General features: G+C 72.2%; 11 protein-coding genes and 1 pseudogene. 4 read left to right on the plus strand and 8 right to left on the minus strand.

Going from position 1 to position 16198, the window contains the following annotated elements:
* A pseudogene (locus tag HOV91_RS12060) lies at positions 1-238 on the plus strand (hypothetical protein); the annotation flags it as partial.
* Positions 239-383: 145 nt separating this feature from the next.
* On the opposite strand, the gene HOV91_RS12065 reads toward HOV91_RS12060, so the two are convergent.
* From HOV91_RS12065 to recC, 7 genes are all read right to left on the minus strand, one after another.
* Positions 384-632 carry an Ada metal-binding domain-containing protein gene (locus HOV91_RS12065; protein ID WP_174185462.1) on the minus strand — a complete coding sequence of 83 codons (249 nt, stop codon included), beginning with the start codon at positions 630-632 and terminating at the stop codon, positions 384-386.
* Positions 633-639: 7 nt separating this feature from the next.
* Positions 640-1359: a 2OG-Fe(II) oxygenase gene (locus HOV91_RS12070; protein WP_174185526.1), complete on the minus strand. Its 720-nt coding sequence runs from the start codon at positions 1357-1359 to the stop codon at positions 640-642.
* 86 nt (positions 1360-1445) lie between these two features.
* Positions 1446-2060: a methylated-DNA--[protein]-cysteine S-methyltransferase gene (locus HOV91_RS12075; RefSeq protein WP_174185527.1), complete on the minus strand. Its 615-nt coding sequence runs from the start codon at positions 2058-2060 to the stop codon at positions 1446-1448.
* Positions 2060-2533, minus strand: a complete 474-nt coding sequence (locus HOV91_RS12080) for an RNA polymerase sigma factor (protein ID WP_174185528.1) — start codon at positions 2531-2533, stop codon at positions 2060-2062. The genes HOV91_RS12075 and HOV91_RS12080 overlap by 1 nt, the downstream gene beginning before the upstream one ends.
* Positions 2534-2579: 46 nt before the next feature.
* The gene (gene recD, locus HOV91_RS12085; protein ID WP_174185463.1) at positions 2580-4478 is read right to left on the minus strand and encodes an exodeoxyribonuclease V subunit alpha; all 1899 of its coding nucleotides are present in this window, start codon (positions 4476-4478) and stop codon (positions 2580-2582) included.
* Complete coding sequence (locus tag HOV91_RS12090) at positions 4475-7870, minus strand: UvrD-helicase domain-containing protein (RefSeq protein WP_174185464.1); 3396 nt, start codon at positions 7868-7870, stop codon at positions 4475-4477. The genes recD and HOV91_RS12090 overlap by 4 nt, the downstream gene beginning before the upstream one ends.
* Before the next feature lie 226 nt (positions 7871-8096).
* Complete coding sequence (gene recC, locus HOV91_RS12095) at positions 8097-11471, minus strand: exodeoxyribonuclease V subunit gamma (RefSeq protein ID WP_174185465.1); 3375 nt, start codon at positions 11469-11471, stop codon at positions 8097-8099.
* Positions 11472-11730: 259 nt separating this feature from the next.
* Here recC and HOV91_RS12100 point away from each other — a divergent pair, with 259 nt between their 5' ends.
* Both HOV91_RS12100 and HOV91_RS12105 read left to right on the plus strand, forming a co-directional pair.
* On the plus strand, positions 11731-11928 hold the full coding sequence (locus tag HOV91_RS12100) for a hypothetical protein (protein WP_245548041.1): 198 nt from the start codon (positions 11731-11733) through the stop codon (positions 11926-11928).
* 125 nt (positions 11929-12053) lie between these two features.
* Positions 12054-12938 (plus strand): serine hydrolase, encoded by an 885-nt coding sequence (locus HOV91_RS12105; protein ID WP_312884575.1) that lies wholly within the window; start codon positions 12054-12056, stop codon positions 12936-12938.
* A 15-nt stretch (positions 12939-12953) separates the two neighbouring features.
* On the opposite strand, the gene HOV91_RS12110 is transcribed toward HOV91_RS12105, so the two are convergent.
* On the minus strand, positions 12954-14450 hold the full coding sequence (locus tag HOV91_RS12110; protein WP_174185466.1) for a cytochrome P450: 1497 nt from the start codon (positions 14448-14450) through the stop codon (positions 12954-12956).
* A gap of 230 nt (positions 14451-14680) precedes the next feature.
* Between HOV91_RS12110 and HOV91_RS12115 the strand changes: the two genes are divergently transcribed.
* Positions 14681-16114, plus strand: a complete 1434-nt coding sequence (locus tag HOV91_RS12115) for an NAD(P)/FAD-dependent oxidoreductase (RefSeq protein WP_174185467.1) — start codon at positions 14681-14683, stop codon at positions 16112-16114.
* The last annotated feature ends 84 nt before the right edge of the window (positions 16115-16198 follow it).

The raw sequence follows: 16198 nt of genomic DNA on the forward strand, positions 1-16198 counted from the left end.
CTACGGCACCAACCTGTTCGGATTCACCATCTACGATCTCGCGATCGACCTGCCGTTCCTGCCCGCCCACCCGACCTTCGGCCTCACCGGCCCCCACGGCCGCGCGGACAGCCCACCCATCACAGGAACCCTCACCAACGGCGGCGCCACCTGCACCGGAGGCGGCCGAGGCGCCCTGACCTGCACCTCGAAGGGCCACAGCTTCAGCTTCGGCTGGTCGGGCACCCAGATCAGCTGACACCCCGAGCCGCCCCGCTCGCGCGAACTGCGAGCAGGGCGGCCCTCCCCGGTCCGCCCACCTACAGTGCCCGCAGTCGCGACTCGGCGCCCGCACATAACTGCGACCGGCCCGCGATGAGAGCGCCTCGGTTCATCCCGCGCGGTCACCGCCCCTCTTTCCAAGCCGTGTACGGCCCGGGCAGACAGACCGCGCAGGGACGATAGCCCGCGGCCACCGCGTCGGGCTCGGTCGCGAAGAAGACGCGATGACGGCGGTAGGCGCCGCGCGCCAGGGCACGCAGGGCGGAGGGGCAGTCGAGGCGACCGTAGATCCGGCCGCGGCGATGGCCGCCGTAGCGGCCGGGCACGGGGCTGCGATAGGGCAGGCCGTCCGCGGCGAGCAACGTGTACATCGGCGGGTTATTCGGCGTCGTGTAGCACGAGGCCCAGCGTGTGGCGCAGGCCGCCGCGCACGCGGCTGACGCCGTGGCGGATCGGGGCGCGGGACCAACCGCGGCTGGATCGGGTCGGCCGGTCACGGGTGGTGAAGATCAGCGCGTGGCCCTGGTCGAGGACGGAAACGGTCGCTTTCGACTGGGCTCTGAGCCGTTGCTCCACGATCAGGAATTCACCGCCGGTGTAGTCGACTCCCGGCCGATCCAGACCGATGACGACCTGGAGCGGGAACACCCACTCGCCGTAGAGGTCCCGGTGTAAGGCGTTCCAGTCACCGGTGCCGTAGCGCAACAGGATCGGAGTCGGCTTGGTTTGTCCCGCGGCGTGGCAGACGTCGAGCCAGTCCGCGAACTCGCCCGGCCACGGAGCCGGGTCGCCGAGCCGCTCGGCCCAGGATCGAGCCAGCGGCAACAGCTTTCGGTAGAACGCCGCGCGCAGCAGCATGATCGGCTCGGGCACCGGATTCGCGAAGTACCGGTAGGTGCCTTCGCCGAATCGGTAACGCGCCATGTCGACGGTGGACCGGAAGCGCGGGATGTCGGCCCACATGGCGGTGAACTCGGCGCACTCCTGCGGCGTGAGGATCGGCCCGGTCGCCGCGCAGCCGTGGGCGTCGACCTCCGCGAGCAGCGCGGCCCACGGCTGGGCGTCGACGCGGTCCGTCAGGGAAGCGGCGGCTTTCACCTGCTCCGTGGTCTGCGCGGTCGGGTCCGCGCCCGCACGCGGCCGCGCCCGATGACCCTGCTCGACCGCGCCGATGCTTCGCTCGCTCACGCCGCCTCCAAGCTCAACAGCGCCTGCTTCGCGACGACGCCGCCGACGTACTGTCCGATCGCGCCGTCACCGCGGACCACCCGGTGGCACGGGATCACCACCGGCAGCGGGTTGTGCGCGCAGGCGGAGCCGACCGCTCGCACCGCTCGCGGGTTGCCGACGGCGGCGGCAACCGCGCCGTAACTCGCGCGCTGTCCGTAACCGATGGCGGGCAGGTGCTCGATCACCTGGCGGCGGAACCCCGCGGCCAGGCGCAGATCGAGCGGCAGGTCGAAATGCGTTCGGCTTCCGTTGAAGTAGTCCTCGATCTGCCGCGCCGCCGCGTCCAGCCGGGCGGGAGCCGCGAGGATCCGCGGGCTGATCCGAGCGGCCAGCGTGGCGAGCACCGCGTCATGATCTTCGCGCGGGTAGGCGACACGGACCAGGCCGGTGGGCGTCGCGGCCAGCAGCAGTGTCCCGACCGGGGTGTCGAGGGTGCGGTAAGCGACGTCGAGCAGGCCCGCGGCTTCCGCCTCGACCGCCAGTCGCGCGCGCAGGGCGGTGAGCTGGGCCGCGTCGGGTGTCAGTGCGTGCGACAGCGCGTTCAGGCCGGCACGATCCAGGGTGGCCATCATGCGTCCTCCTTCGGGTAGAGCTTGCGCAGGGTCTTCAGGCCGTCCGCGGCGGCGCGGCGGGCGGCGTCCGGAGAGTTGCCCAGCAGTTCGGCGATCTCCGTGTGGGGAAGCCCGGCCAGGTAGTGGTAAGCGACCGCTTGGCGCTGCTTGGTCGGCAGCGCCCGCAGGGCGGCCCAGAGGTCGGGGTCGTAGTCGGCGGGGCCGGGGGCCGCGGTGGGACGCTCCGGCAGCGTCTCCGCCGGTACCGGCGCGCGCGTGAGCGCCCGGCCGACATCGATCGCGCGGCGATGCGCGATGGTCACCAACCATGCCTCGAGGTTGGTGTCCTCGGAGAGGCCGGGAAACGCGCGCAGCGCCGAGAGAAACGTCTCCGACCAGGCGTCCGCCGCGTCGGCCTGGCCGAGCACCGCCCGGCAGACGCGCAACACCATCGGGCCGTACTCGGCCACTACTTCCTCGAACGGGGGCAGGCTCACACCGGGTAGACGGCGCAGGCGCCGGGAACGTGAGATTCCGTCATCGCGCCCCTGGTTCGCCTACGCGGCGCGACAGCCCGCTGGCGCGCAGCACCCGCCGCGCGATACCCGCGCGGATGGACTCGTCGGTGCCGACGATCCGGACGTGGCGGCGCGCCCTGGTGATCGCGGTGTACAGCAATTCCCTGGTCAGCAGGGTCGATTCGGGCTCGGGCAGCACGACCGAGACGGTGTCGTACTGGCTGCCCTGGCTGCGGTGGATGGTCATGGCGAAGACGGTGACCACTGCGGGGAACTGCGTGGGATGCACCAGGTACGGTTCGCTGCCGCGTTGCAGCGCCGCGCGCAGCGAGCCGTCGGGCATGCGCACCACCACGCCGGTGTCGCCGTTGTAGATGCGCGCCTCGTGATCGTTCGCGGTGACCAGCAGGGGTTGCCCGGCATACCACGGCGCCTGGTAGGAGTCGGGGCCCGCGCCTCCGGCTGCGGCCCATTCGGCGGCCATCCGGTCCCAGCGCTCGACGCCGAACGGCCCCTGCCGGTGCGCGCACAGCAAGCGGTGCGATTCGAGTGCGCTCAGCGCGCGGGCCGCGTCGCCGTCGAGTGCGGCGGCGGTCACCGCGCTCGCGGCGCGCACCACGTCGGCGCGCACCGCGGTCAGCTCATCGGGTGCGCACAGGGACAGTTCGTCGCCGCCACCGCGCAGCAGCTCGAGTGCGGCGTCCGCGTCTCCGGCCCGCACCGCGACGGCCAGGTCGGCGATCCGGCCGCCGAACCTGCGGCCCCGGGTCAGCCGGACGATGCCGCCACGCAGGCGAGTGCGCTCCAGCGCGGTCAGGGCCTCGGCGTGCTCGGTGGCCTGCTCCGGGCCGAGGATGTCGTCGAGAACGGGGTTGGGGGTAGTGGCGACCGGTCCGGCGACCAGGTCGGCGAGCACGGCGCCCGCGTCCACCGAGGCGAGCTGGTCCGGGTCGCCGACCAGGACCAGCCGGGTGTCCGGGCGCAGGGCGGCCAGCAGCCTGCTCATCATGGTCAACGAGACCATCGAGGTCTCGTCCACCACGATCACGTCGTAGGGCAGCCGGTTGAACTCGTGGTATTTGAACCGGGTGCCGCGGCCGCGCTGCCAGCCGAGCAGCCGGTGCAGGGTGGCGGCGGTGAGTTCGGGCAGGCCGAGCGGAACGGCCTGTTCGCGGACGGCTTCTTGCAGACGCGCCGCCGCTTTCCCGGTCGGTGCGGCCAGCGCGATGCGCAGCGTGGGCAGCTTCGGCTCGGCCGCACGGTGCGCGGCCAGCAAGGCGATGATCCGTGCGATGGTGTGGGTCTTGCCGGTGCCCGGCCCGCCCGCGACCACGGTGGTCCAGTGGGTCGCGGCCAGCGCCGCGGCCAAGCGCTGGCGATCCGGCGCCGTACCCGCCGACGCCTCGAACAACCGGTCCAGCTCGCGCCGCACGATCCTCGGGTCGACCACCGGGTGGTGCGCGGATCGCTCGGTGAGCACCCGCCGGATCGTCTGCTCCTGCCGGTAATACCGATCGAGGTAGAGCAGTGGGCCGGAATCGCCTCGGCCCTCGGATTCGACCAGCCGCAACGGCCGCAACGGCCCGGCGGGACCGCCGAGCACCAGCGGGCTCACCCGCAGCGCGGCCACCACGGCCGGGATGTCCGGCCACGGCAGCGTCGCCGGATCGATGCCCGCGTCCCAGGTTTCGTCGGCGTCGACGCCGATCTCCCGCATCCGGTGCAGTTCCAGGCACACCGAGCCGGAGCGCACCGCACGCACGGCCAGCGCCGCGGCGAACAGCACCGCCTCCGAGGATTCCCGGCCCAGCCTGCCCAGCCGCAGCGCCACGTGCACGTCGGCGGCCGACAGCACGCCCGCTTCGTTGAACGTGCGCAGCAGCCCGGTTCCGCGCTGCGCCACCTGGATCGAGGTCACCGCGTGGCCTCCCCGGCCAGCAGCGCCGAGAGCGCGACCACCAGATCGGCGGGCGGGTACCAGTCGAAGACACCGCACCCCGCCGGGGTCTCGGGTCCGATCATGCCGCGCACGAACAGGTACCGCACCCCGCCCAGGTGCCGAGCGGGATCGTAACCGGGCAACCGCCAGCGCAGATACCGGTGCAGCGCAACGGAATACAGCAGCGCTTGCAGCGGATAGTGCGAACGTTGCATCTCGGCGGCCATGCGGTCGCGGGTGTAGTGCGCGACGGTGAGATCGCCGGTGCCGAGCCGGTTGGTCTTGTAGTCGACGACGACGAATCGCGGCCCCGCGCCGCCGTCGACGCGCAGCACGGCGTCGATGCTGCCGGTCAGGTATCCGCGCAGTGGCATGTCCTCCAGCGCCGCCAAGTGGTCGGCGTACCCGGACAGATCGTCGTCCGCCGGAAGGTGCTCGCGCAGCAACTCGGCGACGCGCCGCAACGTGGCCGCGGTGGCACCGGCGCGTTCCCCGCCCGCCAGCGGCAATTCGAACTCGAGTTCGCTGAGGCGGTCGCGGGGGGCGATGTCGGCCAGGCAGCCGCCGTCGAGCGGCGTACGCAGCACCGCGAGCAGCGCGGTGGCCAGCAGGTCCGGGTCCAGTTCGGCCATCAGCTCGTCCACCGCCTCGCGGCACCGGTCGCGCACCTCGGCCGCCAGATCCGCACGGCCGGTGTCGATCCGCTCCAGCACGCCGTGCACCAGCGTGCCGAACTCCGCGCCGTAGGGCAGTGCGTTCATCAGCGAGGACGCGCCGGTGTGCTCCGGTTCCGCCGCGCCGATCAGAGCGGTACCGGCCGGCTCGTCGCCCAATCCCCGCAGCTGCTCCGGTTCGCTGCCGGACTCGGGTGTGACCGGTTCGTGCGCCGACGCGGTCAGGGCCGAGTACGACGTGCGCCGCCACTGCTGGTCCAGCACCCGGTCGAATCGAGCGGCGGCCAATTCGCCCTGCGCGGGTGCGCTGCGCACCCGCCGGATCGCGACGTCGTCGGTCCCGGCCACCGCCGTCACCGAGATCGCCGCGGCCGCGTCCTGAGCCCACGCCGAAAGCGATTGAGCGGCAACGGCGTCGGCGGGCACCGGGGCGCGCGTGGCGACCACGGCGCCCCGATCGGCCCGCCCGAAGACCATCCGGTGCAGCGGCGCGGCCGCGGTGGTGATCGCGGGCGCCCACCAGGCCACGATCTGGCACATCGCCCTGGTCAGCGCGACGTACAGCAGGCGAAGCTCCTCCCCCGCTTCCTCGGCTTCGCTGCGGGTCTTGCGTTCGGCGTATCCCGGGGCGTCCGGGCCGCCGACGTCCAGCACACGCGCACCGTCGTCGGTGTGGAACAGCAACGTCGCCGGATACGGATTCTTCGCGCTGTCCCAGGCGAACGGCAGGTAGACGACGGGGAATTCGAGACCCTTACTGGCATGCACGGTGGCGATCTGCACGGCGGCGGCGTCGCGGTCGAGCCTGCGGCTGCGATCGGCGACGGCGCCGGAGGCGGGGTCGCGCACCCGGTCGGCCAGCCACCGGGTCAGCGCGGTCAGCCCGAGACCCTCGGTGAGCGCGACCTGGTCGAGCAGCTGCGCGATGTGCCGCAGGTCGGTGAGCTGCCGCTCCCCGTTCTCCACGGCGAGCAGCCGCCGCGCCAGTCCGGTTTCGGCGGAGATCTTCTCGAAGACGGCCGCGAATCCCGCGCGGGAGAACAGCCACGCCGCCTCGCGCAACTGGGCGCTGACCTGTCCGACCAGATCGGCGCCGCCGCTATCGATCTCGGCCGCGGTGACGCCGAGCAGCGGTGTGCACGCGGCCAGCCGGACACGGTCGCCGCGGTGCGGCTGTTCCAGCGCCCGCAGCACCCACAGCCAGTCGGTGGCGCTGCCGGTCGCGAAGACGCTGATGCCGCCGGCGAGCACGGAGGCGACGCCGACGCGATCCAGCGCGGCGCGTACCACGTCGATCTGCGAGCGGGTTCGCACCAGCACCGCGATGTCGCCGGGCCCGATCGGCCTGCGTGCCGCGTCCACCGGACGGTGCGGGGTCGCATTCGCCTCGGCGGTAACGGGTTCGGCCTTGCCGTCCAGCGAGACCCCGGATTCGAGCAAGCGGACGATGTCGGCGGCGAGATCGTCGGCGACCTTGGCCCGCATCCGTCCGACGGCCGGGAAACCGGATTTGTTCAGCGGCCCCGCCCCGGTGCGCGGAAGGCATCGGACACGCATCGGAGTGGTGAGCTCGGCGGGGCCGGACAGCCGCGACCACGGCCTGGTCGGGGCGACCGGGTGGACGCGGATCTCCTGGTGGCCCAGAGCCGCGCCGCCGTGCAGGTGATCCAGCGCGGCCAGCAACCCGGCGTCACTGCGCCAGTTCGTGGTGAGTTCCCTGCGGGTGTCGGCGTGCGCGACGGCGTCCAGGTAGCTGAGCACCTCCGCGCCGCGGAAGGCGTAGATCGCCTGTTTGGGATCGCCGACCAGCACCAGGGTGGCGTGCCCGTGGAAGGACCTGCGCAGGATGTCCCATTGCAGGGGATCGGTGTCCTGGAACTCGTCGACCAAGGCGACGCGGTAACGCGCGCGGATGCGCAGGCACGCGCGCGGGCCGTGCTCCGGATCGGCGAGCACCTCGTGCAGCAGCACCAGCAGGTCGTCGAAGTCGCGCAGCCCGGCCAGCCGTTTGCGCCGCTCGGTCTCCGCGCGGACCGCGGACGCGAACGCCACCCGCTCGCCGGCCTCGCCGTCGGGCACCAGTGCGGCGTGCCGGTCTCGCACCGCGGCGAGCGCGAGGGTGCGGGCCTCCTTCACCGAGAACGGCGGCTCGGCGCGGGCATAGCGGTGCAGGTACAGGTCGTCGACGACGGTGCCGACCAGGTCGTCGACGGTCTCCACCAGCCGGGTGCCGGGATCGTGTTCACCCGCGAGCCCGAGTTCGTCCAGCATGCGCTGGCAGAAGCTGTGCGTGGTGGCGATGGTTCCCGCGTCGAAATCCGACAGCGCCGTCAGCAGCCGCCGCTGCCGCAGCCGGACCTCGCTCGCGTCCGCCTGCGCGAGATATCGCACCAGTTCGTCGGCGTGCGCCCGTGCCGCGTCCGGATCGGCCAATCCGGCGGCCACGGCGACGAATCGGTCGCGGGTACGTTCCCGCAGTTCCTGGGTGGCCGCGCGGCTGAACGTCACCAGCAGCAGCTCGGAGACATCGATGCCCGCCTCGGCGACGTAGCGCACGGCGAGACCGACGATGGCGTGCGTCTTGCCGGTGCCCGCGCTGGCTTCGAGCACGGTTGTGCCGGTGGGCAGCGGCCCGAACGGCTCGAACGCGGCGGCGTCGAAAACGCTCGCGGCGAAGGAGGTTTCCTGAACGGTCATGCGCACCTCCCTCGTGCGCGGCCGGAGGTCACGCGATCCACGGACGTCGCGAGCGCGCGGGTGACCGGCCACGCCGCGCGGACCTGCATTCGAGGCGACTGTCCGAGCTGCCATTCTGCCGCGCGACCGGTCGCCGACCGGCCACCGACACGCGCCGTGGCCATATCTCGCGGATTCGGCCGCCGGATCGCGCCGAGGCCCCGGCGCTCGCCCGCCGCGTGACCGGTCACGGCTGCCCCTGGCTTTCCGCGGCCAGCAGCGGAGCCCACATCCGCCGGGCCAGCGCGCCGAAGCGGGTGCTCTCACCGGGCTCGCCCGCCGGAGCGGGCGCGGCCATGAGGTCCTCGAGCCGGGGCGCGGGACCCCAGACGTAGCGCAGGTGACGGTCGGTGTGATCGCCGAACGCGCCGGGACCGTTGGGTCCGCCGTTGAATTCGCGCTCGGCCGCGGCGATCGCGTCGTCGGCGCTCGCGCCGCGGATACGGCGCTCGGCGTAGACCGCGCTGGCGGTGGGCGCGACCGGCAGCGGTTCGGTCAGGCCCGCGTCGCGCAGCGCGACGAGTTCCCGCAGGATCTCCCCGGCCCTCGGCACGTCGGGCGCGGTGAGCTCGCAACGCCAGGTGGGACGCCCGAATTGGCCGCGCCCGGTGCTCACCGCCCGCCAGGACCGGTCCTCGGTGACGGTCAGCGCCAGCAGCGAAACCCACGCTCCGATCCGGTGTTTGGGAGCCAACCGGGAGAAGGTGGTGCGAATCAGGGTTTCACCGTGGACCGCGGGCACGGTGCCGGTGAGGCGACGTCCGTTCCCCAGGTCGACCGCGATGTCCACCGCGCGGACCGGGCCCGCGTAGTCCGCCTGGGCGGCGCGCGCCAACCGGTCGACGGTGTGCTCGATCTCGTCGAGCACCGCGGCGCCGAATCCGAACGGCGGCAACGTGCCCCGTCGCCACTCCGCGGCCCGCAACCCGGCCGGGTCCGCGCCGTTGAGGCGGGCGGTGAGCAGGCGTTCGCCCAGCTCCCACTTGGCCAGGCCGTCCAGCTCGATGGGCAGCCGGTCGGCGATGTCCTCGTCGTGCTCGGGGACCCGCAGGCCGAGCCGCTGCCACAGGAACGCGCGCACCGGATGCTCCACGAACGCGATCAGGTCGGCCAGCGCGACATCCGCCGCTTCCGCGGCAGGCAGCGGCGCGGCCAGGAAACCGGGACGCGGGCGCGCGGGCCCGGCGGCGGCGTTGGCGCCTGCCAAGGCCACCGTGTCGAAGCTGAACGGCCGCTCGGCGCGGAAATTCCGGCGGTCGAAGGACTGCAGCGGATGCCGCGTCACGACCGCGCCCATCGCCGCGCCCCCGACGTGGGCGCGCAGCGCGTCCAGCAACTCGGCGACCGGGATGGCGGGCGGCCGGTGCGCCCCGCTCACCGGATCGGCGCCGGTGTGCAACACCAGCAGCGCGTCCCGGGCCGCGAGGATCGCGTCCAGCAGCAGTTGCCGGTCCTCGCTGCGCGGATCCCGTTCGCCCAGCAGGGGTTCGCGAGCCAGCACGTCGTCGCCGTCCGCGGCGCTCGCGCGCGGGAACACCTCGTCGTCCAGCCCGAGCAACACCACCACCCGGTGCGGCACCGACCGCATCGGCACCATGGTGCAGACGGTCAGCTCACCGGTGCGGAAGTTGGCCCTGGTCGGGCGCGCCGCCAGCCGCGAGCGCAGCAGCACCCCCACATCGGTCAGCCGCAACGGCACCTCGCCCGCGTGGCCGGTGGCGGCGGCGAGTTCCTGTCTGGCCTCGGTGCGCACCCATGCCTGCGCGTCCGGGACGTCGGTGAGCAGATCCAGCGCGCGGCCCAGCGCCACTGCCCACTCCTGCGCGGGCCGGGGTCCGCGCAGGTCGCGCAGGCAGACCGCGAGCCGGTCGACGAACTCCGCGAAGCGCCCCGCCAGGTCGACGTCGTTGCTGTCCACGTCGTCCAAGGGCAGCGCGAGGTCCAGCCAGTCCTCGGAGGTCTCGCCCGCCGTGACGCCGAGCAGGATCCGGTCCACCGCGCTGTTGAGCGTGTTCTGCGCGAAATCGGCCAGCCCGAACGCCTGGCGCTGGCGCTGCCCGATCCCCCACCGCGCGCCCGACTCGGCGGCCCACTCGCGCAGCCGCTCGATGTCGTCGTCGTCGAATCCGCAACGGCGGCGGACCGTTTCGGCGGCGGCGAGATCGAGGACCTGGGTGACCGTGACCCGGCCGTCGGCCAGCTCGAGCAGTACGCCGATCACCGCGAGCAGCGGATTGGTCACCCCGCGGCCCCGGTCGGCCAGGCGCACGCGCAACCGGTGCGCCGGATGCTCCGCATCCGCCTGCGACTCGGGCGATCCCGAGGTGCGCTGCCCGAACGCCGCGCGCACCAGCGGCGCGTACGCCTCCACTTCCGGGCACATGATCAGCACGTCGCGCGGCTCCAGCGTCGGGTCCGCCGCGAACAGCCCGAGCAGGCATTCCCGCAGCACCTCGACCTGCCGCGCCGGGCCGTGACACGCGTGCACCTGTACGGTGCCGTCGGCGCCGACCTGCCCAGGCGCGGGCGGCCACCGATCGTCCCGGATGCCCGCCTGCAGCGCGCGCAGCAACGTCGGAGGTGAATCGCTGTCCGGCGCGACGTCCTGGGATCGCGCCGCGGTGACCGGATGACAGGTGTCGGAACCGTCGGCGGCGAGTGCCGCGAGCCGCTGCTGAAGTTCCCGGACGTCGCGGGCCAATCCCGCCAGGAGCGGGTGCGCGACCGCACCGGCGCTCGCGTCCTCGGCGCGCGTACGCGCCGGGGGCAACTCCCGCAGAGCAGACCAGAGGACCGGGCTCGGATGGACGAGCCACAGGTGCACATCACGGGCGGCGGCCAGCGCCGACAGCACGGCGAGCTGATCGCTGGGCAGTCTGGTCATGCCGAACAGCGACAGCCGCGGCGGCAGCGCGACCAGATCCGGCCGCGCGCGCAGGCGGGCGCACGCGGCGTCGAGCCGCTCCGCCGGACTCGGCTCCCCGATCTCGGCGCGCAGCCTGCGCCACAGCGCCGGTTGCCAGAGCAGGTCCTCGGGCATGGCCGACCCCGCGCCGTCGGTGTCCGAGCCCGCCGCCCACTCGGTGATCAGCGCGGGCCGCTGCGCGGCGTAGCTGTCGAACAGGGCGGCGATCTGGGCCGCGGTCGCATAGCGCCGACCGACGCGATACGCCCCGCCCGCGGTGGCGCCCGCGCCGAGATGCCTGGCCAGCACGGCGCACCACGGCTCGGACAGCGACGCGTCGATCACCCGCAGCAGCGCCCACACCGCCCGCTCCTGCGCCCACGGGTCCTGCGCGGGTGTCACTCCACTCGCCGCGGCCAGCGCCTCGGCGACCAGCGCGGCGGGCGAGGGGAAGGCGACATTCGCGCACACGCCGTCGGCCGAGCCGTCCGCGCCGAGCACACCGGAGAGCGTCTGCGTCAGCCAGCGCTCCACGCCTTTGGCGGGCACCGCGACCACCTCGGCCGCGAACGGGTCCTCCTGCGGCCGCGCCAGCACCTCCGCCAGCGCCATGGCCAGCACGTCGGCGCGCTGGGCACGGTGGATGTGCAGCGGCATCTGCGCCCTCTCGATCGATGGTGTCCGGCTGCGCTGGCCTCGGACTTCGTGCACGTTTATACGCCCGGCGACCGACGCGCAACCGCACCGCCCCATCCGGACGCCAGTGAAATAGACCACACGAGAACGGATTACTCCGCCGTGTCACGCCGGGACCGAAGCGGCCGTGTGCGACAGTGCTGCACCGGGGAGGTGAGAGTTTGCACCGGGGCGGAACGAGAGAGCTGCACCGAAAGGCTGGTTCGCGTTCATGGATGCGATGGTGATTCCCCTGGTCCCCAAAGGCGGATTCACGGTCCGCCGGGTCGGCGATCGCTGGGAGCTCGTCAACTCGCGCCACTACGGTCGCACCGTCGTCCTACATTCCTGGCCGCGGGATCGGCACACCGAGGCGTTCGAGCACTGCTACCGGCTCAACGGGCGTACCGTCGAGGAACTGCGCGCCGCCTTCCGCTGACCCGCCCCGGCCTGCGGCGTCGAGCGAAATCCACTGCGCCGCAAGCGCCCGAAACGGACATAGCACACCCCGCGGCCGAGCTCAAGACGTGCGTCCGGACCCGCGATGTGCGATCGTGGTCCCTCGTGCGTCATCCGTCCTCCGCCACCCGGGCCGTTCCCCGCGTGGCCGCCTCCGCCTGTGTCCTCGCCGCCGCGGCCATCATCGCTCCGAGCCTGCCCGCCGCGTTACCGATCGCGGCCGCCGCGCCGCTCGCGCACACCCAGGCGTGCCTGTCCGGTTTCGACTGCGATATGAGCAGCCGCATCGCGAAGGCCGACGCCTACCTCAACGGTCGTCCCGGTGTCACCGGCTACGTCCTGCGCGACCGGGTCGCGGGCGGGGTCTACGCCAACGCCAACGCGGAGAACGCGGTCTGGACCGCGTCCACGATCAAGCTCGCGATCGCCGCCGACCTGCTCAACCGGGCGCGGGTGGGCGCCATCTCGCTGTCGCCGGAGGACCGCGGACTCCTGGAGGGCATGCTCGCGACCTCGAACGACGGCGCCGCCGACCTGCTCTGGACCAAATACGCGGGCATCGACCGGATGGCGTTCAACAACGCCTTCCGCGCCAACGGCATGAGCTCGCTGGTTCCCCAGCCCACCAACACCGCGCTGTTCCCGGACTGGTCGTTCCAGAAGTGCACCGCCGCCGACCTCGACCGGCTGATGGACCACATCCTCAACCACATGCACCCCGACGACCGCAACTACCTGGTCGACCGGATGCGCGCGGTGGACTCCAACCAGCACTGGGGCGTGTGGGGCGCCGGCGCGAGCATGCGGCCCGGCCTGAAGAACGGTTGGTCGGCCGAGCAGGGCGGCTGGGTGGTCAACTCGGTCGGCTTCGCGGGACCGGGCGAGCGCTACACCCTGGCCATCATGAGCTCGCTGGGTGACGCGGGCGGATACACCGAGGGCGCCGACACCGACACCAAGCTCGCGGAGATCCTGCTCGCCGGGCGCTGACGCGTCCGCCTCGCCTCAGGCGCCCGCGCGCCTGCGCAACGTCATCGGCGCACCGTCCCTTGGAAATGGAATGGTGGTGAATCCCCAGGGCATCCGGTATTTCTCGGGGATCCGCCACTCGTATTCGCGCACCAGGGCGGCGGTCACCGTCTTGACCTCGAACGTGCCGAAGTGCATCCCGATGCACTTGTGCGCGCCCGCGCCGAACGGCATCCAGGCCAGGCGGTGCGATTTGTCCTCGCGCCGGTGCTCGCCGAACCGCTCCGGATCGAAGCGCTCGGGGTGCGTCCACAGTTCCGGTAGCAGGTGATTCACCTGGTAGGCGAGGTCGACGGGGGCGCCCGCCGGAATGTAGTGGCCCGCGACCTCGGTGTCGCGCACGGCGCGCCGCGACAGTCCCGGAACCGGCGGCATCAGCCGCAGGCTCTCCCGCACCGCCAGGTCCAGATCGCGCAGCGCCTCCAGGTCCGCGATGGCCGGGGGCGCGTCGCCGAGCCGCGCGTCCAGGTCGAGCACCTCGGCGCGTACCCGCTGCTGCCAGTCCGGGTGCTTGCCCAGGTAGTAGGCGACGGCGGTGGCGGTGGTCGTCGTGGTGTCGTGCGCGGCCATGATCAGGAAGATCATGTGGTTCACCACGTCCGCGTCGCCGAAGACGCCGCCGTCCTCGCTGCGGGCGTGACACAGGCCGGAGAAGAAGTCCGCCGATTCGGTGCGGCGCTTCTGCGGCAGCATCGCGGTGAAGTAGTCCTCGAGCACCTTCCGGCCGCGCAGTCCGGCCCGCCAGTGCCCGCCCGGCACCGGATGCCGGATGATCGCCAGCCCCGCGTGGGTGCAGTCGACGAACGCGTCGATCAGCTGCCTGCGCTGCGGGCCGACGTCCGCGGCCATGAAGCTCTCCCCCGCGATTTCGAGGGTCAGCTCCTTGATCGTGGGATACAGCCGCACCGTGCGTTCGGCGTCGGGCTCGCGCGGCACCCAGCGCGCGACGCTCGCCCGCACCGCCGGGGTGAGCGCGGCCAGGTGTGCTTCCAGCCGGTCCCTGGTGAACGCCTGCTGCATGATCTTGCGGTGGAATTTGTGCTCGTCGAACTCCAGCAGCAACAGGCCGCGCCGGAAGAACGGGCCGATGAAGTAGTCCCACCCCTGGCCGAAGTCGCGGCGCCGGTGACCGAGCACTTCGTCGAGCGCTTCCGGCCCCGAGACCAGCACCCGGTCGACACCGAGCGAGGTGTTCAGCGAGACCGGTCCGTACCGGCGGTAACGCTCCATCATCTCGGCCGGACCCCAGCGCATGTAGTGCAGTGCCCGGCCCAGATAGGGCAGTCCCGCGTCGCCGCGCACCGGGACCGTAGCGCTGCCCCGTGGCGGGGTGGCCAGCACTTGGCGCCGTTCCGGCAGTAGGCCGAGCGCCCGGTCGATCAGATGGCCGTGCGGTACCTCGATCAGCGCGACGTTCTCCGAATCGGCCTGCACGCTGGGCTTCCGGCCGACCGCACGGTCACCGGCGACCATGGCAATCCTCCCTGAGCGACAGCCTCCATCGTAGGCTCTCGGCCGCGTTCGCTCGGGCGGTTCGGCCGCCGCGATCTCCCGGCCTCGGCCCCTCGGCGGTGGGACATCGCACCGCAACACGCCAGGAACGGGGATCTCGTCGTGACGGTGTCCGGCTCGGCGGCTACGGTTTAGCGTGTCAGGAACCGACGCTGGGGCGATCCCCCCAAGGTCCATCGAGGAGCAGGACGATGAGTACTCAGACTGTCGAGAACGGCCGGCACCGGGTGGTGGTGATCGGTTCGGGCTTCGGCGGCCTGTTCGGCACCAAGCACCTCAAGCGTGCCGACGTCGACGTCACGCTGATCTCCAAGACCTCGACCCACCTGTTCCAGCCGCTGCTCTACCAGGTGGCGACCGGCATCCTGTCGGTCGGCGAGATCGCGCCCGCGACCCGGCTGGTGCTGCGCAAGCAGAAGAACGCGCAGGTGCTGCTCGGCGAGGTCACCGATATCGACCTGACCGCCAAGACGGTGACCTCGCGCCTGCTCGACCAGGACACCGTCACCCCGTTCGACAGCCTGATCGTCGCCACCGGCGCGCAGCAGTCCTACTTCGGCAACGACCGGTTCGCCACCTACGCGCCCGGCATGAAGACGATCGATGACGCGCTCGAGTTGCGCGGCCGCATCCTCGGCGCCTTCGAGCAGGCCGAGCTGGCGACCACCCAGGAGGAGCGCGACCGGCTGCTCACCTTCGTCGTCGTCGGCGCGGGGCCGACCGGCGTCGAGCTGGCCGGTCAGATCGCCGAGTTGTCCGACCGCACTCTCGAGGGCACCTTCCACAACATCGATCCGCGCGACGCGCGGGTGGTGCTGATCGAGGGCGCGGGCGCGGTGCTCGGGCCGATGGGGCCGAAGCTCGGCGGCAAAGCCGAACGCCGCCTCGAGAAGATGGGCGTGGAGATCCAGCTCAACGCGATGGTGATCGACGTCGACGCGTTCGGCGTGACGGTGAAGGACTCCGACGGCACGGTCCGCCGGATCGAGTCGGCGTGCAAGGTCTGGTCGGCGGGCGTGCAGGCCAGCCCGCTGGGCAAGATGATCGCCGACCAGTCCGACGGCACCGAGGTCGACCGCGCCGGCCGCGTCGTGGTCGAACCGGACCTGACCGTCAAGGGCCACCCGAACGTCTTCGTCGTCGGCGACCTGATGTCGGTGCCCGACGTGCCCGGCCAGGCGCAGGGCGCCATCCAGGGCGCGACCTACGCCGCCAAGCAGATCAAGGCCGGGCTCAAAGGCCAGGCGCCGCAGGAGCGCAAGCCGTTCAAGTACTTCAACAAGGGCAGCATGGCCACCATCTCGCGGTTCAGCGCCGTGTGCCAGGTGGGCAAGCTGGAATTCGGCGGGTTCATCGCGTGGCTGGCCTGGCTCGCACTGCACCTGTACTACCTGGTGGGCTATCGGAGCCGGATCGTCACCGTCATCCAGTGGTTCGTCACCTTCCTCGGCCGCAGCCGGGGGCAGATGGCCGCCACCGAGCAGTGGGTGTTCGCCCGACTAGCCCTGGAGGCCATCAGCAACGGCGACGACGAGGACGCCGAACAACTGGCCGCCGCGCTCGGCACCGCCACCAACAGCCGCGTCGCGGTGGACAAGGCGCATACCGACGCCAAAGCAGGCTGACACAAGCGGCAAATACTCGGTTATTGCAATTCGAGGTGTTATAGCGGGCTCGACCAATCCAGGTCGCCAGCAGATCCGAATGTG

Origin of the sequence: Nocardia barduliensis (genome assembly GCF_013315795.1) — a bacterium.
Lineage (GTDB): Bacteria > Actinomycetota > Actinomycetes > Mycobacteriales > Mycobacteriaceae > Nocardia > Nocardia barduliensis.

Bases quoted from the DNA above. Each gene is read 5' to 3' on its own strand.
- HOV91_RS12065 (WP_174185462.1), bottom strand. From the start codon at position 632: ATGTACACGTTGCTCGCCGCGGACGGCCTGCCCTATCGCAGCCCCGTG.
- HOV91_RS12075 (WP_174185527.1), bottom strand. From the start codon at position 2,060: ATGGCCACCCTGGATCGTGCCGGCCTGAACGCGCTGTCGCACGCACTG.
- HOV91_RS12090 (WP_174185464.1), bottom strand. From the start codon at position 7,870: ATGACCGTTCAGGAAACCTCCTTCGCCGCGAGCGTTTTCGACGCCGCC.
- recC (WP_174185465.1), bottom strand. From the start codon at position 11,471: ATGCCGCTGCACATCCACCGTGCCCAGCGCGCCGACGTGCTGGCCATG.
- HOV91_RS12100 (WP_245548041.1), top strand. From the start codon at position 11,731: ATGGTGATTCCCCTGGTCCCCAAAGGCGGATTCACGGTCCGCCGGGTC.
- HOV91_RS12110 (WP_174185466.1), bottom strand. From the start codon at position 14,450: ATGGTCGCCGGTGACCGTGCGGTCGGCCGGAAGCCCAGCGTGCAGGCC.
- HOV91_RS12115 (WP_174185467.1), top strand. From the start codon at position 14,681: ATGAGTACTCAGACTGTCGAGAACGGCCGGCACCGGGTGGTGGTGATC.